This is a genomic window from Candidatus Accumulibacter propinquus (assembly GCF_056856495.1).
In genome coordinates, this window is the sequence record NZ_JBSEHC010000002.1 from 114,751 (window position 1) to 134,694 (window position 19,944).

Sequence of the window (19,944 nt, forward strand, 5' to 3'; positions counted from 1 at the left end):
AGCCGCCATGATGTACACGCTCGTCGAACATGAGATTCACAACGTCGTAGCGCTGGTGCCTGGCACCTCACCCAACTACAACCGCAACAACCCGCTGACCAAGCTCCTGGAGGCCATCGAGGGTACCGACACGTCTGCGGGCCTGCAGCACTATGTCGTCGGCAGCCGCGGTTTCGTGTTTCCGTTTCGCAACCTGACCTTTTACGGCCCTTCGGGCGACGACTGGCAGGTTGATGACGTGCGCCTTCAGGACAATAAGGACGACTTCCAGAAGCAGAACGTCGCGGGCTTTGATCTCGCCGATACCCAGCTCAGCCGCGGCTACGCGCACGCAGGTGACTGGACCGGCCCCTTCCTTCGGCTGAGCTACACGCCCGGTCTGAACTCGTTGCTGAGCGCCGACGGCGGACCGCTGCTTGAAGATGCGGTGCGGCTTTACCTGAAGGTCGGCAATGCCTCGACCGGGACGCAGACCATCCTGGTGCCGTACAACCCGCTGTCGCACCGCTACGAGATCGAAATCTGGGCGTATGACCAAGGCGATCTGCTTGGCCGGCTGGACGCCAAGGGCCGCGCCGCGCTGGAGCGCGGTGAGCTGATCGCGCGACCGGACCTGATCAAGGGCAATCTGGTCGACTTCGAGGGCCCGGCGTTCGACGCCGAGCGCGACAAGGCCAAGGCAGCGGGCCAGGGCTTTGAGATGTTCGGCTACAAGGTCGAGCATGCAATGCATCCCATCCGCAAACTGCACGTCGAACTGGCCTGGAGCAACAAGGCGGGAACTCTGTGGGACTCGAAAGGGGGCGAGAACTACCACTACGAGTTCGCTATGGTGCTGCGCGGCTGGCGCAACTACCTTGCCGCTGGCGTGAGCCCGAACCCGCATGGGGGCATAGGATCCTTGGAATACCGCAACCTGTTCTCCAACTACTTCAGTCACGAAGCCAAGCGACGAAAGGAGTTTGGTGATCATTGGCTATCCGAACTCGGCCGAGAACTGTATCAGTGGAATTACGACGCCTACGGCAACAAACCCCCACCGGTCAATCGCGAGCTGTTCATGCCGCTACATTACATGGATCTGCACCAGGTGCACGCCAACAGCGCCATCGGTCTGCATCGGCACCGCGACAGCCTCGAAGCTTTTCTGCTGATGAGCGGTGAAAAGGGCGAGCATGCCTACATGGTCACTGGCGATTGGATGAAGCACCGGGACCGCGAGCGTGCTTTCGAGATTCGCGTCATGGAGCGCGGAGACATTGTGCTAATTCGTGGTGGGCAGCTGCATGCGCTCATTAACGACGGCGACACGTCCATGGAGCTCTTCATGTTCGGCGGCTATGACTAGATTGGCCCTAACGTTCATTGCATGAGGTGATCGTGCCACCCCGAATGATGAAGGAAATACGAGTAACGTCAGTTGAACTAAACCGCTGGCGCGGTGGTGGGGAGACCTACCGCCGCGTTGCTGTTTCTGAATGATCGTCGTCCTGAGAAGGCACAGTTTTTCAAACTGAACGTCATCAAATCGATCTTCATCATTGGGAATGTTCCCGATCTGGATGAGGAGAACGAGATGACCGAACTGCGCAAGCGGATGAGTGACGCGATGGTGCTGCGTGGCCTCGCGGAGCGGACGCAGGAATCGTATCTGGCGTGTGTGGAAGCGCTGGCCAAGTACTACTGGCGCTCGCCCGACACCCTTGATGGCGAAGCGATTCAGTCGTACTTGCTGCACTTGATCACCGAGAAGAAACTGGCCTACGCCAGCGTCAATCAGGCGGCCTGTGCTTTTCGGTTTCTGTTTGGCACCGTTCTCGGAAGAGAAACGGCGAGGTTTGACATTCCGATGGCCAAGGTACCCAAGCGGCTACCCCTGGTCTTGTCACGCGACGAAGTGGCGCGCCTCTTTGCGCACTGCAAGACCTTGCGCGAGCGCACCCTGCTGGAAACGGTGTACGCCGCCGGATTGCGACTCTCAGAGGTCTGCGCCCTGGAACTGTCCGACATCGAATCCGCGCCGGACCGGATGTGCATCAAGGTCCGCCAGGGCAAAGGCGGCAAGGATCGCTACACGCTGCTCTCACCGCGCTTGCTCGACTCGTTACGGCTGTACTGGCGCGCCTTCCGACCCCGGCGCTGGGTCTTCCCGAACCGGGTGGGCGATGGTCCGATCTACGACCAGACCGTCCAGCGCCTCTATGGTGCGGTCCGCGATGCCGCCCGTCTGCCCAAGGGCGGCGGCATCCATACCCTTCGCCACGCTTTCGCCACCCACCTGCTCGAAGCCGGCGTCGATATCCACACCATCCAGCGGCTGCTGGGACACGGCCACGTGAGCACGACGATGCGCTACTTTCATCTGGCGCAGTCCCGCCTGACCGGCACCACTTCACCGCTCGAACTGCTCACGCCCACCTGACCGGCGCCGGTGAAAGTGGCCGGCCTGGCCGGGGTGCTGGCGACCTTCGGTCCGGCCTACCTCGCCAGCAAGTCTTTGGCGCGCGGGGCCGCCCGCGTCTGGCGTGCGATCCTGGCCTGCCGCACGGCGATCCTCGGTGGACACATCGAAACCTGCGATCACTGCGGGACGGTTCGGCACGTCTATCACTCGTGTCGCAACCGGCATTGCCCGCAATGCCAGACCCGGGCGAAGGAGGCGTGGCTCGCCGCACGGCAGCGCGAAGTGCTGCCCGTGCCGTACTTTCATCTGGTGTTCACCCTACCGCACGAGCTCAATGCCCTGCTTGCCGCCACCCCGAAACCGCTCTACGAGAATCTCTTCTCCGCGGTTTCGGCAACGCTCGCCGGGTTCGCCGCCAGTCCGCGACATCTCGGGGGCGTGCCGGCCTTCTCGCTGGTGTTGCACACGTGGAAACAGGATCTCGGCCGGCACGTCCATCTCCATGCGCTGGTGGCCGGTGGGGCGCTGGCGGCAAACGGCCAGTGGATCTCGCCGAAAAAGGGCTTCCTCTTCCCGGTGCGCGCGCTGTCACAGGTCTTTCGCGGCAAGTTCATTGCCGGAATCGAGGCCTTGCGCAGCGCCGACCGCTTGCCGGGACTCGTGGCCACCCCAGCCGACTGGCAACGTCTGAAGCAACGACTCCACACCCATGACTGGGTGGTCTATGCCAAGCAGCCACTCGGTGGTCCCGAAGCGGTGCTCGAGACCCTCGGCCGCTACACGCACCGAGTGGCGATCTCCAACGAGCGGATTCTCGGCATCGACGGCAACGACGTGCTGCTGCGTGTCCGCGCCGATCCCGCCAGCGGCAAGAAGCGCACACTGCACGTGCCGGGAACCGAGTTCATCGACCGCTTTTTGCAACACGTCCTGCCGGCCGGTTTCAAGCGGATCCGTCACTACGGTTTGCTCTCGCCGACGCGCAAAAAGGAGGCTTTGGCGGCTGCTCGTGCGGCACTCAACGTGCCGCCACCTGCGCCCGCGGTGGTCGAGTCGGTCGCCGAGTTCATGCAGCGGGTCACGTGCATCGAGCAGGCACGCTGTCCGCATTGCGGGATCGGTCAGTTCCGGGTGGTCGCGACCCTTCTGCCACAACGTGATCCTCCGAAGCTGCGGGGGCCTCCTTGATGATCGATCGCGATTCCGGTCTTCCGCAGCGATCGCACGGCGCTGCCGTTCGCGGTGTCGTTCGGCTTCACAGCGGGCAATCGCCCCCGCAAACCCCGTGTTCACTTGTGACGCCGCGGCAAACCGGCTTTCTGCCAGCCTGGCTACCCATCAGCAAGCGTCATCCTGGCGCGCGATGGCATGCCAAGCGATTGACTTTGGGCGGACCCGCCTTACAATCCCCATAAGCACTGCCCTCGCGGCGGTTCAGTCCAACAAGGTTTATCTGCCGCGGATGCGCCTGCGTTTGGCCCGGGTGCTTGCAGCGCGGCAGATAAACGCTATTTGTTAGGCTGCGATAGACAGGAACGGGGCGCAACAGCATGCAACTTGATCGTTTCGACCGCCAGATTCTGCAGGTGCTGCAGCAGGAGGGACGCATCAGCAATCAGGAACTGGCCGATCGCATCGGTTTGTCGCCGTCGCCCTGTTTGCGCCGTGTGCGCACACTCGAAGAAGCGGGTCTGATCATCGGCTATCGAGCGTTGCTGGCGCCGAAGGTGCTCGGCTTGTCGTTGATGGCGCTGATCCACATTTCGATGGACCGGCACACGCCCGAGCGTTTCAGCGACTTCGAGGCGGCGGTCAGCGAGATTCCGGAAGTGATGGAATGTCTGCTGATCACCGGACAGGCTGCCGACTACCAGCTCAAGGTGGTGGTGCGCGACATGGACGCCTATCAGGACCTGCTGCTCAATCGCATTACCGGCATCAAGGGAGTCAGCGGCGTCCATTCCAGCTTCGTGCTGCGTCGCGTGGTGGACAAGACAGCGCTGCCTGTCGGCGGTAAGTGACGCTGCCGTCGTGGACGCGTCAGCTCAGTCGGGAGGGCGCAGGAGTTCGTTTTCGGACCACCAGCGCAGGTTCGACACCTTGCCGCTCGATTGCAGGATGGTTTCGACGGCGATGGCCAATCTTTCAATCGTTGGCGCGTTGGGCAGTTTCCTGAACCACTTGCGCACGAACGGCGTCGCCGGTTCGAGGAAGCACAGGAAGCCGTTCTCGTGTCCCTCGTAGTTGCCGCAACCCAGCCAGAGCGGGTAGTCAGTGTTCTCCAGTGCGACCTTGAAGCCCCACATGTGGACGGTCACGGAAAGCACCGGGAAGCCGTGCGCCGGCAACTCCTGCGCCAGGAACTCCGCCAGGCGCTGGCCGAAGCGACCGGGGGTGGGTCCTTGGTCCTCGCCGGGGTACGGCGGGAAATCGGCAGAGACGAATTCCACCTGCGCTCGCATTGATGTTTCCTCTCCTGGTGATGGGCAGACGCGTGGCTACCCGGCGATTGTCGTTGATGCGTGCCGGCCGTCGCGGAGCCGATTCGTACCGCGATGACGGGTTACGCTGGCTTTCGCCGGCGCACCTTCGGCACGGCACCACGCCGGCAAAACTGGAGTCGGATTGTGAGCCTGTTTCGCCGCGTTGTCACGGTCGAGGCGCCTCGGGCTTTTGAAGCAGCGCGTGCAGGCGTGCGGCAACACACTGTAGCGGCGCCGGCGATCCGGCGCTGATCGCCGACCTGACCGGCGGTGTATCTTGGGCCAGACTGACCGCACAGGCACGCGACCGCAAGGATGACCGGGTACCCGCCAGCTACGCCGAACGGTACCCTGCTGGTCAAATTCCGTCGAGACTGTCCGCAAGGCCTGCAGCCACTTCTCCCGACGAGCAACGGCGAGTGCTGTTCCCTGACCTTCCGTTCAGACGCTGAGGTCGATCTGCTGCATGCTCCCGACCCCGCCGCTTTCCTGCAGGAAGACACCGCTGCTGCGGATCTGGCCGAGGGTCTGGTTGCCGCCGTCACGGATGTCGAAGGGGGTGGCGACGCGGGCCAGGCTGAGGGCGCCGACATTGGCTTCCTGCAGGCTGCGTACCTTGCCGCCACCGTTGGCATCGGGCGTCCAGACTCCCAACTGGGCATAGGCCGCGTCGTTTTCATCGATCCAGCCGTTGTGGTCGCCGTCGAGCGCGGCGAGATCGGCAAAGCCGTCGCCGCTCCGCGTGCCGAAAAGCTCGCTGCCGTTGTTGATCCGGCCGTCCTTGTTGCGATCGAGGGTGAGGAATCCGCTGCCAGGGGTGAGCAGATTGACGCTGTCGGCGGTGCCGTCGGAATCCAGGTCAAACTTGAAGCGCTGGTCGCTGAGCTGGGCGGCCGTGCCCGCGAAGTTGAGCACCAGGGGATCCTTGCGCTGGCGCGTCGCGTCGCCCAGGCGCAGGCTGACGTCGCTTTCCTGGTGGTAGCTGCGTGCCATCGAGAGCTGCAGGTCGAAGTGGATTTCCTTGCCATCAGCCGTTTTCACCACCCCGCTGGCTGCGAACGAGGTCTGTTCGGTTTCGCTGTGGGAGGAGTGGTAGTCGTATTCGACGCCATAACCGGCCGGCCGCTCGGCCGGCGTCGGAGCTGCGTTGCCACTCTGGGCGGCGGTCGCCCCCTCGGTCGAAACTGCCGTCGCCGGGGACGGACCGTCGAGTGAGGCCGCATCGAAAACGCGCGCCTCTTCGCCAGTCAACATGCGGATGATGGCGCGCAACAGCAGCAGTCGTGGATCGTTCTCGCTGTCGTCCAGGCTGGCGTTCGCGGCACCGGCCTCGGCCGCCTGTGCCGCTCTGCCGGCATCCGAGAGCGTTACCCGCTCCGCAGCGGGAATTGCGTTCCCGCGGCCTTCGAAGTCCGGCCGCTGTGTTCCCGTCCACATGCGCAGCGATTCGCGGACTTCGTCGCGTTGCATCGAGGCATGCGACGAAACCATCTGCATCTCGGAACTGGCGATCTTCATGGCGGCTTCCTCGTGGGGTTGGTAAATGCTTAACGGCTGAAGCGGGTGATTTCTTGAATACATTTTGCTGCCAGGGTGCGAGCTCGGCAACCGCTGACGCGGTTTGGCTGAGCGGGACCAGTTCCGCCGCACCGGCATGTCCCCGGCTTGTACCCGCCAGGGGTCCGCCGCGTCGTGGCGGCCGCCTCGACAGCACGCCACGGGAGTATTTTCCAATTCAGGTATGAGCCTGAACGAGTAACGGAATGGGTGACGCGGTGGTGTGGGTTGAGGGGTTGAAAAGGGAAGTCTAACGGATTCCGCCGAGGGGCGTTGAGATGATCCTGACGGGTTGGTTTTGATCTTGGGGGTAAAGGAATATTTAATCTGGTGGTACGCTTTGCTGCCCGCAGGGCTTCCGGCGGGCAGATGGCGCAGCCATTCGTCCGTCTGGCAAGCGGAGCGCGGCAGTCGTTGGGTGGCATCGTCGGGGGTCCGTGTCAGGCTCGGCGCTTGGGCTTGACGAAGCCGGCAAAGAGTTCGCGTTTGGCGCGTTGCATGGCCTGGGCGGCAGCCAGGTCGGTTTGTGACTTGGCCTGAGCCTGCAAGGCTGCCAAGGTGACACCTGGCTGGAAGGTGAGCAGGTCTTGCGCCGCCAGCTGGGTCAAACGTTCGAGCGGTGTCTTCACATCCTGAGGCTTGTAGCGCTTGACGGTCTTGCCCTTGTCATTGGTAATCGAGGTCGCGAACAGGCACGGGCGATGCAGATTGAGCCAGGGATTGAACGTTTTCTGGTAGAACGCGTTGATCGGCTTGGCATACGCCTGCGGGATATGATCGTAGCCCATGTGCCTGCGTACCACGCTGGCATTCTTGCTCTCGGCCAGGGCGTTGTCGTTGCTGTGCCGAGAGCGTGACTTGGTTTGCTCGATGCGCAGTTTCTCCAGCAGCTTCGCGACGTGATGGTTGATGTACTCGGAGCCGTTGTCGGAGTGAAATCCGACGATGACGAACGGGAACTGGTCGATGATCAAGGCCAGCACGGGCAACAAGAAGGCCTCGCTGATGCCCTGCACGCACGCCTCGACCTGCCACTGACTGACGGCATCGACGCAGGTGATGTGATAGACGCCCTTGACGCCGTCCTGATCGCCCTGGTGAACGGTATCGATGCGCACAAAGCCGGCGCGTCCCTCGGGACCGGGGGCTTTGCGCACGCCAATCGCGTTGCACACCGGGCGGGTCTTGGTGAAGTTCCTGCGCTGGGCCTGATAGCCGGCGCTCTTGCGTAGGTTGTATAGATGCGAGACGGACAGCGTGGCCAGGCGCTCATAGCGGGGATCGCCATAGTCCCGGTAAGCCCGTTGCAGAAGGTGCGCAATGGCCGGCCCGCAGACGTCTTCATGAGCCTGGTCCATCTCGACGAGCAACGCCACATCGAGGGCGGTGTATTTGCGCGCAAAGGGCGCTGCAGGGGCACGGTAGCGTTTGGCCAAGGGGACCGCAGCCAGGCGGTTACGCTGCCACCGGGTGACCAGACGCGTGACCTGCGCCCGACTGTAGCCACTGGTGTGCTGCAGGTACCTCAGCAGTACACCACGCTCGCGCTTCTTGCGACCGGGGTAGTCAAAGCGGGTGAGCACGCGACTGATGTGCTCATACCGCTCGCTATCGCCGCCTGCCGCCGAAAACTCTATCGAGGTGCTGGCGCTGAGAAACGCCTCGATCTGCTCGATCGTCGTCAGCCGTGCTTCGTTCATGTGGATCACCATCCTTGCGATGATCAACCCACACCTCATTTCCCCCCCAATTTCTATTCTTCAGGCTCATCCCTGGTTGGAAAGACGCTCCTCGTTCAGGCTCATACCACGTTGGACAAGGCTACGGGTTTCGAGCCATCAATTATTGCTGTAGAATCGTGAGCTTTCCGTGCGCGGAGAGGCGGCATTGCAGCGCAGACCCGGACATGGAACCGAAGCAGACACAGTTGTCGATGCCTTCCGGGCGGGCATGTGGGTCTTTTACTGGTGCGCTGGAAGACCGCTTGCCTCGTGAAGTTCCCTGGAAGCGAACGAATGCTGGAGCAGCACGATGTTCTCCGCATTTTCGGTCCGGCTGCCGGCGCAGCATCGTCTGGCGGCGCGGGCGCCTTCGTCCGAGCCAGGTTTCAGTCAACTTTCAGCCCGTATCACAAGGATTTTTAATGGAAACGAACGTCGCCAACACTGACCCATCAACCATTGTCGCAGCCGTAAGTGCTCTTGAGCGTCGGGTCGACCTTTCGGTCGCGATTGCCGAACTCGACAGGGAAGTCGACCTGCGCCTGCAGCGTCTGGGTCGGAACATGAAGATGCCGGGCTTCCGTCCGGGCAAGGTGCCGACTCACATCGTCAGGCAGCAGTATGGCGAGCAGGCTCGCCATGAGGCGTTGACCGAGGCTCTGGGGCAGAAGTTGAGCGACGAGGTCACGGCGCGGCAGTTGCGCGTTGCCGGCAGTCCGAAGATCGAGCCCAGGGACAGCGGCAGTACGACGCATATCGAGTTTTCGGCGGTCTTCGAGGTCTATCCGGAGATCACCCTGGGCGACCTGACCGGGGTGGAGATCTCTCGACCGGTACTTGAAGTGGGTGACGCCGAGATCGACGGGACGATCGACATTCTGCGCAAGCAGCGAGTGCGTTACGAACTCGTCGATCGTCCGGCGGCGAACGCTGACCGCGTGAGCGTCGATTTTCTCGGCAAGAAGGGCGGTGAGCCGTTTGCCGGAGGCGAGGGCAAGGATTACCGTTTCGTGCTCGGCGAAGGCAAGATGCTTTCCGATTTCGAGAACGCGGTGATCGGTACGCGCCCGGGTGAAAGCAAATCCTTCGAACTGACCTTTCCCGCCGAGTATTTCTCGAAGGAACTGGCCGGCCAGACGGTGACCTTCGAACTGACGGTCAAAGAGGTGGGCGAGGCGATTCTTCCGGAAGTTGACGCCGACTTCGCCAAGGCCCTGGGTGTCGCGGATGGTGATCTCGACAAGATGCGGGCCGAAATCGAGGACAACCTCCGGCGTGAGGTGAAGAAGCGTCTGCAGGCCAAGATCATGGAACATGTGATGGATGCGCTGCTGCGGGCCAACGCCATCGAGGTGCCGGGAGCATTGATCCACCGCGAGATCGAGCGTCTGATGCAGTTGGCGCGGCAGGACATGGAACAGCGCGGCATGAAGGTCAAGGATTTGCCGATGCAGCCCGAGTGGTTTGTCGACCAGGCCCGGCGGCGGGTAACGCTCGGCCTGATCTTTGCCGAAATCGTCAAGTCGCACGGTCTGCAGGCGCGGCCCGAGCAGGTGAAGGCGATGGTCGAGGAGGCGGCGCAGAGTTACGACCATCCGCAGGAGGTTGTCCGCTGGTACTATGCCCAGCCGGAGCGCCTCGCGGATTTCGAAGGCGCGGCGATCGAGTCCAACGTGGCCGATTGGGTACTGAGCCAGGTGACGGTGCTCGAAAAACCGGTCCCCTTTGCTGAATTGATGGGGCAGCAGTCCTGAACTGAACAGGCAAGAATCGCGGAGCAAAGGAAGCGCAATGGACATGGAGCACGGAAGCAACTGGAATCCGCAGGCGCTCGGCCTGGTGCCGATGGTGATCGAGCAGAGCGGGCGCGGCGAGCGCGCATACGACATCTATTCGCGCCTGCTCAAGGAACGGGTGATTTTCCTGGTGGGCCCGGTAAACGACGTGACCGCGAATCTGGTGGTCGCACAGCTCCTCTTTCTGGAGGCGGAAAATCCGGACAAGGATATCCATTTCTACATCAACTCGCCCGGTGGATCGGTATCGGCCGGACTTTCGGTCTACGACACCATGCAGTTCATCAAGCCCGATGTGTCAACCCTGTGCATGGGGCAGGCGTGCTCGATGGGGGCATTTCTGCTGGCCGCGGGTGCCCAAGGCAAGCGTTTTGCCCTGCCGAACTCACGCGTGATGATCCATCAACCGATGGGTGGCTTTCAGGGACAGGCTTCGGACATCGCGATTCACGCCAAGGAGATTCTCTCGCTGCGTGCCAAGCTCAACGAGTTGATGGCGCAACACACCGGGCAGGCGATCGAGCGCATTGAGCGCGATACCGATCGCGACAATTTCCTTTCCGCGCAGGAAGCGGCAGAATATGGTTTGATCGACAAGGTGCTGACCAAACGGGATGCGATTTGACGCCGCATCCAGGCAGTCTCCATAAGGCTTGACAGCGAGGTAGGTCGACATGTCGGAAAAGAAGAGTGGCACTGAAAAATTGCTCTACTGCTCGTTCTGCGGCAAGAGCCAGCATGAGGTGAAGAAGCTGATTGCCGGGCCGTCGGTATTCATCTGCGATGAATGCATCGAACTCTGCAACGATATCGTCCGAGACGAGATTGCCGGTGATCAGGGTGCCAAAGGTGCCAAGGGAGAACTGCCGACGCCGCGGGAGATCTCGGCGCTCCTCGACCAGTATGTGATCGGCCAGGATCAGGCGAAACGCATTCTGTCGGTGGCGGTGTATAACCACTACAAAAGGTTGCGTCACTTCGGCAAGAGCAGCGACGAGATTGAACTCGCCAAGAGCAACATCCTGCTGATCGGCCCGACCGGGTCGGGCAAGACCTTGCTGGCTCAGACGCTGGCGCGCATGCTCGACGTGCCGTTCGTGATGGCCGATGCGACAACGCTGACCGAAGCCGGCTACGTCGGTGAGGATGTCGAAAACATCATCCAGAAGCTGCTGCAGAAGGCGGATTACGACACCGAGAAGGCCCAGCGCGGGATCGTCTATATCGACGAGATCGACAAGATTTCGCGCAAGTCCGACAATCCTTCGATTACCCGCGACGTTTCTGGCGAGGGTGTGCAACAGGCGCTGCTCAAGCTGATCGAAGGTACGGTGGCATCGGTACCGCCGCAGGGGGGGCGCAAGCATCCCAATCAGGACTTCGTGCAGGTCGATACCACGAATATCCTGTTCATTTGCGGTGGCGCTTTCGACGGTCTGGAGAAGGTCATCCGCCACCGCTCCGAGCGGGGGGGCATCGGCTTTGGTGCCGAGGTGAAGAGCAAGGAGAACAAGAAGGCGATTGGCGATGTGCTGCGCAGCGTCGAGCCCGAAGACCTGATCAAGTTCGGCCTGATTCCCGAACTCATCGGGCGCCTGCCGGTGCTCGCCACACTAGAGGAGTTATCGACGGCGGCGCTGGTGCAAATCCTGGTCGAACCGAAGAACGCGTTGGTCAAGCAGTACCAGAAACTGTTCGCGATGGAGGGGGTGGCGCTGGAAATTCGTCCGGCAGCGATGATGGCCATTGCCAGAAAGGCGCTCGAACGGAAGACCGGTGCGCGCGGCCTGCGTTCGATTATCGAGTCGGTGCTGCTCGATACCATGTACGAACTTCCCGGTATGGAGAATGTCTCAGAGGTCGTCATCGACGAGAGCGTGATCGTCGGTGATGCACGTCCAATCCTGATCTACGCTGATCAACCCAAGGTTTCCGGCGGCAACTGATGTGCTGGCCGCACTCTGTGCGGCTTGAATTACGAGTTCTTGCCACCATATCACGGCATGGACTTTAACCTGAAGGGCACAATCGATGTCTGCAACCCCCAAGCTGTTTAGCGAGCCAGTCGAACTGCCGCTGTTGCCCCTGCGCGACGTGGTGGTTTTTCCGCACATGGTGATTCCTCTGTTTGTCGGGCGCCCCAAGTCGATCAAGGCCCTCGAAGTGGCGATGGAAGTCGGCAAGAGCATCCTGCTGGTGGCTCAGAAGTCCGCCGTCAAGGACGAGCCGGAAGCAGAAGACCTCTACAGTGTGGGCTGTGTGGCCAATATCCTGCAGATGTTGAAGCTACCGGACGGGACCGTGAAGGTCTTGGTCGAAGGCTCGCAGCGAGCGCGCCTGGAGGCCATCGACGCGCGTCACGAGATGTTCTTTGCAGGCGCACGCCCAGTGATTGCCGATGATGGCCCCAACCACGAAGTCGAGGCGCTGCGCCGCGCGGTGATCGCGCAGTTCGACCAGTACGTCAAGCTCAACAAGAAGATTCCACCGGAAATTCTGACCTCGATCACCGGCATCGAGGACGCCGGACGTCTGGCCGATACCATTGCCGCACACCTGCCCTTGAAACTGGAACAGAAGCAGGAAATTCTTGAAATGTTTGATGTGCGCGCGCGTATCGAACGCCTGCTCGCACAACTCGAGGCCGAGATCGACATCCTGCAGGTCGAAAAGCGCATTCGCGGACGCGTCAAGCGCCAAATGGAGAAGAGTCAGCGCGAGTATTACCTCAACGAGCAGGTCAAGGCGATCCAGAAGGAACTTGGAGAAGGCGAGGAAGGTGCCGATCTGGATGAACTCGACAAGAAGGTCAAGGCCGCGGGAATGAGCAAGGAGGGCCTTGCCAAGGCGCAGTCGGAGTTTCGGAAGCTGCGGTTGATGTCGCCGATGTCGGCTGAGGCGACGGTGGTGCGTAACTTCATCGAAACGCTGATCGGTCTGCCGTGGCGCAAGCGGACGCGCATCAGCAAGGATCTGGCCGCCGCCGGCAAGATCCTCGATACCGACCACTGGGGTCTTGAGAAGGTCAAGGAGCGGATCATCGAGTACCTGGCGGTGCAGCAGCGTGTCGATCGACTGAAGGCGCCGATTCTGTGCCTGGTCGGTCCTCCGGGGGTCGGCAAGACTTCACTGGGACAGTCGATCGCGCGTGCAACGGGCCGCAAATTTGTGCGCATGAGCTTGGGCGGGGTGCGAGACGAGGCCGAAATCCGCGGCCATCGGCGAACCTACATCGGCTCGATGCCAGGCAAGATCCTGCAGAACATGAGCAAGATCGGGGTCAAGAATCCGCTCTTCCTGCTCGACGAAGTCGACAAGATGGGTCAGGATTTTCGTGGCGATCCGAGTTCGGCGCTCCTCGAAGTCCTCGACCCGGAGCAGAACTCGACTTTCGTCGATCACTACGTGGAAGTCGAGTACGATCTCTCGGAAGTGATGTTCGTGGCCACGGCCAACACACTGAACATTCCCGCCCCCTTGCTTGATCGCATGGAAGTGATCCGGCTTTCGGGCTATACGGAAGATGAGAAGGTCAATATCGCCCAACGCTATCTGCTGCCCAAGCAGATGAAGAACAATGGTCTGAAGCTCACCGAGCTGACAGTGGCCGAAAGCGCTTTGCGCGATATCGTCCGCTACTACACACGCGAGGCCGGCGTGCGATCGCTGGAGCGTGACATTTCCAAGATCTGTCGCAAGGTGGTGAAGACACTGCTGCTCAGAAAGAGCCAGGCGAAGGTCGCCGTGAGCGCGCGCAACCTCGACAAATTTCTGGGCGTGCGACGCTACAACTTCGGTGTTGCCGAGCGCGAGAACCAGGTGGGTCAGGTTACCGGTCTGGCATGGACCGAAGTCGGCGGTGAGTTGCTGACCATCGAGGCGGTGGTCCTGGCGGGCAAGGGCAAGACCACCACCACCGGCAAACTCGGCGAGGTGATGCAAGAGTCGGTTCAGGCCGCGTTATCGGTGGTTCGCAAGCGCGCCCAGTCGCTGGGTATCGATCACGATTTTTATCAGAAGAGCGATATTCACATCCATCTCCCGGAGGGGGCGATTCCCAAGGATGGGCCATCGGCGGGGGTCGGAATCTGTACCGCGCTGGTTTCGGTGTTGACCGGCATCCCGGTATGTTGCGATGTCGCGATGACCGGAGAGATCACCCTGCGTGGCGAGGTGTTGCCGATTGGCGGCCTGAAGGAAAAGCTTCTGGCTGCGGTTCGTGGCGGCCTGGCGCGGGTGTTGATTCCTGAAGAGAATGTTCGGGATCTGGCCGAGATTCCGGACAACATCAAGAACAAGCTGGAGATCATTCCGGTACGGTGGATCGATCAAGTGCTTGAGCATGCTTTGGAGCGCAAGCCCGAGCCCGTGTCGGCCGAGGTAGAGGCGCCTCCTGCGGTCGTCGCCGCCACCCCGGAGAGCGTGTCCACGCCAACCGTGATCACGCATTGATACTCGTGGGAGCAGGGGGCATGCTGGTGCCATTTGGGGATCTTGCAGCGGAGGCGGTTTTCGCTCTGGCCAAGTGGTGGCGGATGCGGTAGACTTCTGCATCCATGCCTTGGTCGTACGCAATGGGTGCTTAGCTCAGTTGGTAGAGCGCTAGCCTTACAAGCTGGATGTCGGCGGTTCGAGCCCGTCAGCACCCACCAGAAAAGCAGGAAAGATTCTGCAGCGCGTTTCGGAGTGGTAGTTCAGTTGGTTAGAATACCGGCCTGTCACGCCGGGGGTCGCGGGTTCGAGTCCCGTCCACTCCGCCAGTACCGAAAGGCGAACGCAAGTTCGCCTTTTTCTTTGCTTGAATGTCCCCATACGTTAGCGGGCTCCCACCTATGTTCTTTGACGCCGTTCGCAACAACAAGAGAGTAGTCCAGATCTTCCTCGGCTTGATTACCTTGCCCTTTGCCTTCTGGGGGGTGGACTCGTACGTCCGCAATACCGGGGCAGGCACGGATCTCGCCCGCGTTGGTGACTCGAAAATCTCCATACAACAGTTCGACCAAGCTTTGCGCACGCAACAGGAGCGGCTGCGGCAGGTTCTGGGCGCCAATTTTCGTCCCGAGTTGATGAATACCCCAGCAGCGAAGCTGGCGGTGCTCAATTCGCTGATCGACCAGCGCCTCCTGCTACTCGAAGCAGCGAAGGGGCGTCTAGGTGCCGGCGACGATCTGTTGCGCGAGGTGATCAGCCAGATTCCGGCCCTGCAGGAAGACGGGCGGTTTTCGCTGACGCGCTACCAAGCCGCACTGGCGTCACAGGGTATGTCGCAAGCCCAGTTCGAGGCACAGCTTCGCCAGGATCTGACGCTGAAGCAGATGGTCGATGCGATTGGCGAAACTGCGATCGCTGGCAATACCGTGACCAACAGGCTACTGCGCATACAAGCCGAGGAGCGACAGATTGCCGAGTGGCGTCTCGCACCGGAACAGTATGCAGGGCAAGTGAAGATCGATGCCTCCGCGGTTCAGGCGTACTACGAACAGAACAAAGTACAGTTTGAAGTGCCGGAGCAGGCCAAAGTTGAGTATCTCGTCCTGTCTCTTGACGTACTTCTGGCCCAGCTGGCGCCTAGCGATGCCGAAGTCAGCGCATGGTACGAGGGTCACAAGGATCGATATCAACAGCCCGAGGAGCGGCGTGCCAGCCACATCTTGATCCTGACCGGTGGCGACGTCGACCCGGAAAAGGCCAGGGCCAAGGCAGCGGAAGCCTTGAAGGAAGTCCAGAAATCGCCTGCCAGGTTTGCAGAACTGGCCAAGCAATACTCGCAGGACCCCGGCTCGGCCGAAAAGGGCGGGGATCTGGGCTTTTTTGCTCGAGGCACGATGGTGAAGGCGTTCGATGAGAGCGTTTTCAAGCTACGCGAGAATGAAATCTCGGACCTGGTGCAATCGGAATTCGGCTATCACATCATCAAGCTGACGGCTATCAAGGCAGGCAAGCAGCGCTCGCTGGTCGAGGTGCGCCCGGAGATCGAAGACGAACTGAAGCGTCAGACCGCGGCGCGGCAGTTTGCGGATGCCGCCGAATCCTTCAGCAATATGGTCTATGAGCAGCCGGACAGCCTACAGCCGGCTGCCGACCGATTCAAGTTGAAAATCCAGCAATCCGGCTGGGTGGCGCGCAACACAACCCCCGAACTGCTGGCCACTCTTGGGCAACTCGGCAACCAGAAGATCCTCAGTGCGCTGTTTGCCGATGACTCGGTGAAAAACAAACGCAATACCGAAGTTGTCGAGATTGCGCCGAACACCTTGCTGGCTGCGCGGGTGTTGGAACACCGACCAGCAAGTACCAAGCCCCTGGAGGCCGTCAGGGCCGGTATTGAAGCAACGCTGAAGGCTCAGGAAGAAGCGAAGTTGGCGCGTGCGGCCGGGGAGGCACGCCTGCGTGAATTGCAGCAGGGTGGTGAGGACAAGGTCACCTGGTCGCTGGTCAGGAATGTCTCACGACAGGACGGTCGCCAGGTGCCTGGGGCAGCGCTGAAGGCGATCTTCAAAGCCGATGTCGAGAAACTGCCGGCCTATGTCGGCGCTCAGGGCAGCGACGGCAACTACCTGCTCTACAAGATCATGAAGGTCAGTCATCCGGAGAAGGTCGACGAGAACAGCCGCAAGGCCTTGCAGCGCGAGTATGCAACGATTGTTGGTCAGGAAGATTTTTCGGCCTATCTCTCCGGACTGCGGACGCGTTACAAGATCGACATCAACAAGCCGGCACTGGAAAGCAAGGACCGCTAGGCTTTGGCTTGGAACCCTGGCCTGGCTTGCACACACGCTGCCGGGTAAATGACCAGGAGAGAAAGAATGTAAGCGCCTGGCAAAGGTCGTCGCAACAGGCACAAAAAAACCCCGCCGCAGCGGGGTTTTTCATGAAAGGCAGAACCCGGACAAGGATTACATGTCCATTCCGCCCATGCCACCCATGCCACCCATACCGCCACCCATACCACCGCCACCCATGGGCGGCTTGTCTTCAGCCAGTTCAGCGACCATGCAGTCGGTCGTCAGCATCAGACCGGCGATCGAAGCCGCGTTCTGCAGGGCGGTGCGAGTCACCTTGGTTGGATCGAGGACACCCATCGCTACCAGGTCGCCGTACTCACCGGTGGCGGCGTTGTAGCCAAAGTTACCGGCGCCTTGCAGCACGGCATTGACGACCACTGAAGGCTCTTCGCCGGCGTTGGCGACGATTTCGCGCAACGGCTGCTCCATTGCCCGCAGGACGATCTTGATGCCCGCTTCCTGATCGGCGTTTTCGCCCTTCAGCGAGGATAGCGCCAGACGTGCGCGCAGCAGAGCAACACCGCCGCCCGGAACAATGCCTTCTTCAACCGCCGCGCGGGTTGCGTGCAGTGCATCTTCGACACGTGCCTTCTTCTCTTTCATTTCGACTTCGGTGGCGGCACCGACCTTGATCAGTGCCACGCCTCCCGCGAGCTTGGCCACGCGTTCCTGCAGCTTTTCCTTGTCGTAGTCGCTGGTGGCGGTTTCGATTTGCGCGCGGATCTGCTTGACGCGTGCTTCGATGTTGCCGGTTACGCCAGCGCCATCGATGATCGTCGTGTTTTCCTTGCCGATTTCGATGCGCCTGGCCTGGCCGAGTTCGGTAAGTGTTGCCTTTTCCAGCGTCAGGCCGACTTCCTCAGCGATGACCTGACCACCGGTCAGGATGGCGATATCTTCAAGCATGGCTTTGCGACGGTCGCCAAAGCCTGGAGCCTTGACGGCACAGGTCTTGAGGATGCCGCGGATGTTGTTGACCACCAGCGTGGCCAGAGCCTCGCCATCCACGTCTTCTGCGACGATCAACAGCGGGCGGCCAGACTTGGCGACCTGTTCGAGGACGGGCAGCAGATCACGGATGTTGGAGATCTTCTTGTCGAAGATCAGCACGTACGGGTTTTCGAGAATCGTGTTCTGCTTCTCGTTGTTGTTGATGAAGTAGGGGCTCAGATAGCCACGGTCAAACTGCATGCCCTCGACCACGTCGAGCTCATTATTCAGCGATTTGCCGTCTTCGACGGTGATCACGCCTTCCTTGCCGACCTTGTCCATTGCCTTGGCGATGATGTCGCCAATGTCCGCGTCAGCGTTGGCCGAGATCGAACCGACCTGAGCAATCTCCTTGCTGGTCGAACATGGCTTCGACAGTTTCTTCAGTTCTTCGACGGTGGCCACCACCGCCTTGTCGATGCCACGCTTCAGATCCATCGGATTCATGCCGGCAGCGACATACTTCATGCCTTCGCGGACGATCGATTGGGCCAGTACGGTTGCTGTAGTGGTGCCGTCACCCGCAATGTCGGAAGTCTTCGAGGCGACTTCCTTGAGCATCTGGGCACCCATGTTGGCGAACTTGTCCTTCAGTTCGATTTCCTTGGCGACCGAGACACCATCCTTGGTGACGGTCGGCGCACCGTACGAGCGCTCCAGAACAACGTTGCGGCCTTTCGGGCCGAGGGTGATCTTGACCGCGTCTGCAAGAATATTTACGCCTTCTACCATGCGAGCGCGTGCGCTATCGCCAAACTTGACGTCTTTAGCTGCCATAGAGATAACTCCTAGAATTCTTTAGTAATTTGAAACGGAACCGGGCTGGTGTTGCAGGGGGTGGACGCAATGCTGTCCGACCAAAAGGTCTAGGATTCGACGACGCCCATGATGTCTTCCTCACGCATGACCAGCAGTTCCTCGCCTTCGACCTTGACGGTCTGCCCGGCGTACTTGCCAAACAGGACACGGTCGCCAACCTTGACGGCGAGGGCACGCACGCTGCCGTCCTCGAGCACCTTGCCATTGCCAACGGCGCGAATCTCACCCTGGTCAGGCTTTTCAGCGGCGGTATCCGGAATAACGATGCCGGAGGCGGTCCTCCGCTCCTCTTCAAGGCGTTTGACGATCACGCGATCATGCAACGGGCGAATTTTCATGCAGTTTCTCCTTGGGTTAAGCATATAAACGAACACTGACTACCGGATCCTGCTTTCATGAGCACGATGCTCATGCGCAGAAAAATTAGCACTCACCGCTAACGAGTGCTAATAATAGGGCCGAAGGATCGTAATTTCAAGGCCTCGGTTACGATTATTCAAGGATAAATCGTGCTTGAACGAGAGGATCAGGGCCAGGTGCGGACTGGTCAGTGGCAAGGATACTGGGCTAATATTCGAGCGGGCTGCATGCGATGTCATGACATCCGATTTATCGGCGCGATGCGTTGAACTGTGTACGCTTCGAGGTCTGTGGTCTTGAATTCAACAGGAGGGAATTGATATGGGTGACATCAAGGATGCGATTGAAGATGTGGTGGACAAGGCCGAACAGGCTTCCGATCGCCTGATCAGCGTGATTGCCGTACTGGTGGCCGTACTGGCGACGGTGATGGCACTGTTCAGCATCAAGGGGGGAAACATCGGGCAGGCAATGGCGCAGGCGCAGGCGAGGAGTGTGAACGCCTGGGCCTATTTTCAGGCGAAGAGTACCAAACAAGGGCTTGCCGAGAGCATGCTCGATCAACTCTCCTTTGAGCGTGAGCGGGGCGTCGGCCTGGCGCCGGAGGCGGCAGCTCTACTTGAGAAGAAGATCGAGTTTTACCGGGAGAGGGTCGAACGCTATGCGAGAGAGAAGGAAGAGATCAAGCAGCAGGCGGAGGCTTACGAACAGGAGTACGAACAACTGAATTTCCACGACGACCAGTTTGATATTGCCGAAGCCGGCATGACTGTCGGACTCGCCGTACTCGGCGTGGCCGCATTGACTCGTCGGAAATGGTTGGTATGGTTCGCGCTGGTGTTTGCCGGTGTGGGCCTGGCCTCAGGCGTTGCAGGATTTGTTGGCGGCAGCTTTCATCTGGACTTTGTAGCCACGATGCTGAGTTGAAGCCTCGCCGCGTTTGTTGGCCAGGAGCAGAAATCGGTGCCTAGTTCGAACATACCATGAGCAGGCGAAGTCGAACTCCAGTACCATTCAGCACTCCGAAGG

Annotated in this window: 15 protein-coding genes and 2 tRNA genes; 12 read left to right on the forward strand and 5 right to left on the reverse strand. The window is 60.5% G+C overall.

The window, feature by feature from the left end; genetic code table 11:
* Window positions 1-7: 7 nt before the first annotated feature.
* From AC15MQ_RS03040 to AC15MQ_RS03055, 4 genes are all read left to right on the forward strand, one after another.
* A complete protein-coding gene (locus AC15MQ_RS03040) occupies window positions 8-1,348 on the forward strand; it encodes a cupin domain-containing protein (protein WP_483079284.1) in 1,341 nt (446 codons plus the stop codon).
* A gap of 228 nt (window positions 1,349-1,576) precedes the next feature.
* Complete coding sequence (locus tag AC15MQ_RS03045) at window positions 1,577-2,422, forward strand: tyrosine-type recombinase/integrase (RefSeq protein ID WP_483079285.1); 846 nt, start codon at window positions 1,577-1,579, stop codon at window positions 2,420-2,422.
* 9 nt (window positions 2,423-2,431) lie between these two features.
* The gene (locus AC15MQ_RS03050; protein ID WP_483079286.1) at window positions 2,432-3,592 is read left to right on the forward strand and encodes an IS91 family transposase; all 1,161 of its coding nucleotides are present in this window, start codon (window positions 2,432-2,434) and stop codon (window positions 3,590-3,592) included.
* Window positions 3,593-3,954: 362 nt separating this feature from the next.
* Window positions 3,955-4,425: an Lrp/AsnC family transcriptional regulator gene (locus AC15MQ_RS03055; protein WP_287669381.1), complete on the forward strand. Its 471-nt coding sequence runs from the start codon at window positions 3,955-3,957 to the stop codon at window positions 4,423-4,425.
* Between the two features lie 24 nt (window positions 4,426-4,449).
* Here AC15MQ_RS03055 and AC15MQ_RS03060 read toward each other — a convergent pair whose 3' ends face one another.
* The 3 genes from AC15MQ_RS03060 to AC15MQ_RS03070 form a co-directional block, all read right to left on the reverse strand.
* A complete protein-coding gene (locus AC15MQ_RS03060) occupies window positions 4,450-4,866 on the reverse strand; it encodes a hypothetical protein (protein ID WP_483079287.1) in 417 nt (138 codons plus the stop codon).
* 462 nt (window positions 4,867-5,328) lie between these two features.
* Window positions 5,329-6,405, reverse strand: a complete 1,077-nt coding sequence (locus AC15MQ_RS03065; RefSeq protein WP_287669377.1) for a VCBS repeat-containing protein — start codon at window positions 6,403-6,405, stop codon at window positions 5,329-5,331.
* A 479-nt stretch (window positions 6,406-6,884) separates the two neighbouring features.
* Complete coding sequence (locus AC15MQ_RS03070) at window positions 6,885-8,144, reverse strand: integrase (protein WP_483079288.1); 1,260 nt, start codon at window positions 8,142-8,144, stop codon at window positions 6,885-6,887.
* A gap of 443 nt (window positions 8,145-8,587) precedes the next feature.
* Between AC15MQ_RS03070 and tig the strand changes: the two genes are divergently transcribed.
* From tig to AC15MQ_RS03105, 7 genes are all read left to right on the forward strand, one after another.
* Entirely contained in the window at window positions 8,588-9,919 is a 1,332-nt protein-coding gene (gene tig / locus AC15MQ_RS03075) for a trigger factor (RefSeq protein ID WP_483079289.1), read from the forward strand.
* A gap of 37 nt (window positions 9,920-9,956) precedes the next feature.
* Window positions 9,957-10,586, forward strand: a complete 630-nt coding sequence (gene clpP, locus AC15MQ_RS03080) for an ATP-dependent Clp endopeptidase proteolytic subunit ClpP (protein ID WP_287669374.1) — start codon at window positions 9,957-9,959, stop codon at window positions 10,584-10,586.
* A gap of 49 nt (window positions 10,587-10,635) precedes the next feature.
* On the forward strand, window positions 10,636-11,907 hold the full coding sequence (gene clpX, locus AC15MQ_RS03085) for an ATP-dependent Clp protease ATP-binding subunit ClpX (RefSeq protein WP_287669372.1): 1,272 nt from the start codon (window positions 10,636-10,638) through the stop codon (window positions 11,905-11,907).
* Window positions 11,908-11,992: 85 nt separating this feature from the next.
* A complete protein-coding gene (gene lon, locus AC15MQ_RS03090) occupies window positions 11,993-14,413 on the forward strand; it encodes an endopeptidase La (protein ID WP_287669369.1) in 2,421 nt (806 codons plus the stop codon).
* A 124-nt stretch (window positions 14,414-14,537) separates the two neighbouring features.
* Window positions 14,538-14,613 (forward strand) — tRNA-Val (locus AC15MQ_RS03095).
* 31 nt (window positions 14,614-14,644) lie between these two features.
* Window positions 14,645-14,721, forward strand: a tRNA-Asp gene (locus AC15MQ_RS03100).
* Window positions 14,722-14,793: 72 nt separating this feature from the next.
* Window positions 14,794-16,701: a SurA N-terminal domain-containing protein gene (locus AC15MQ_RS03105; RefSeq protein WP_483079290.1), complete on the forward strand. Its 1,908-nt coding sequence runs from the start codon at window positions 14,794-14,796 to the stop codon at window positions 16,699-16,701.
* 156 nt (window positions 16,702-16,857) lie between these two features.
* On the opposite strand, the gene groL is transcribed toward AC15MQ_RS03105, so the two are convergent.
* Entirely contained in the window at window positions 16,858-18,513 is a 1,656-nt protein-coding gene (gene groL, locus AC15MQ_RS03110) for a chaperonin GroEL (protein ID WP_287669365.1), read from the reverse strand.
* A gap of 89 nt (window positions 18,514-18,602) precedes the next feature.
* Window positions 18,603-18,893, reverse strand: coding sequence for a co-chaperone GroES (gene groES, locus AC15MQ_RS03115; protein ID WP_287669364.1), 291 nt, complete (start codon window positions 18,891-18,893; stop codon window positions 18,603-18,605).
* A gap of 343 nt (window positions 18,894-19,236) precedes the next feature.
* Here groES and AC15MQ_RS03120 point away from each other — a divergent pair, with 343 nt between their 5' ends.
* Window positions 19,237-19,842: a DUF4337 domain-containing protein gene (locus AC15MQ_RS03120; RefSeq protein WP_287669362.1), complete on the forward strand. Its 606-nt coding sequence runs from the start codon at window positions 19,237-19,239 to the stop codon at window positions 19,840-19,842.
* Window positions 19,843-19,944: the final 102 nt, after the last annotated feature.

Excerpts from the sequence above, each read along its gene's own strand:
- AC15MQ_RS03060 (WP_483079287.1), bottom strand. The coding sequence starts at position 4,866 with ATGCGAGCGCAGGTGGAATTCGTCTCTGCCGATTTCCCGCCGTACCCC.
- clpP (WP_287669374.1), top strand. The coding sequence starts at position 9,957 with ATGGACATGGAGCACGGAAGCAACTGGAATCCGCAGGCGCTCGGCCTG.
- tig (WP_483079289.1), top strand. The coding sequence starts at position 8,588 with ATGGAAACGAACGTCGCCAACACTGACCCATCAACCATTGTCGCAGCC.
- AC15MQ_RS03105 (WP_483079290.1), top strand. The coding sequence starts at position 14,794 with ATGTTCTTTGACGCCGTTCGCAACAACAAGAGAGTAGTCCAGATCTTC.
- groES (WP_287669364.1), bottom strand. The coding sequence starts at position 18,893 with ATGAAAATTCGCCCGTTGCATGATCGCGTGATCGTCAAACGCCTTGAA.
- AC15MQ_RS03065 (WP_287669377.1), bottom strand. The coding sequence starts at position 6,405 with ATGAAGATCGCCAGTTCCGAGATGCAGATGGTTTCGTCGCATGCCTCG.
- AC15MQ_RS03070 (WP_483079288.1), bottom strand. The coding sequence starts at position 8,144 with ATGAACGAAGCACGGCTGACGACGATCGAGCAGATCGAGGCGTTTCTC.
- AC15MQ_RS03040 (WP_483079284.1), top strand. The coding sequence starts at position 8 with ATGATGTACACGCTCGTCGAACATGAGATTCACAACGTCGTAGCGCTG.
- AC15MQ_RS03055 (WP_287669381.1), top strand. The coding sequence starts at position 3,955 with ATGCAACTTGATCGTTTCGACCGCCAGATTCTGCAGGTGCTGCAGCAG.
- clpX (WP_287669372.1), top strand. The coding sequence starts at position 10,636 with ATGTCGGAAAAGAAGAGTGGCACTGAAAAATTGCTCTACTGCTCGTTC.
- AC15MQ_RS03120 (WP_287669362.1), top strand. The coding sequence starts at position 19,237 with ATGGGTGACATCAAGGATGCGATTGAAGATGTGGTGGACAAGGCCGAA.
- AC15MQ_RS03045 (WP_483079285.1), top strand. The coding sequence starts at position 1,577 with ATGACCGAACTGCGCAAGCGGATGAGTGACGCGATGGTGCTGCGTGGC.
- groL (WP_287669365.1), bottom strand. The coding sequence starts at position 18,513 with ATGGCAGCTAAAGACGTCAAGTTTGGCGATAGCGCACGCGCTCGCATG.
- lon (WP_287669369.1), top strand. The coding sequence starts at position 11,993 with ATGTCTGCAACCCCCAAGCTGTTTAGCGAGCCAGTCGAACTGCCGCTG.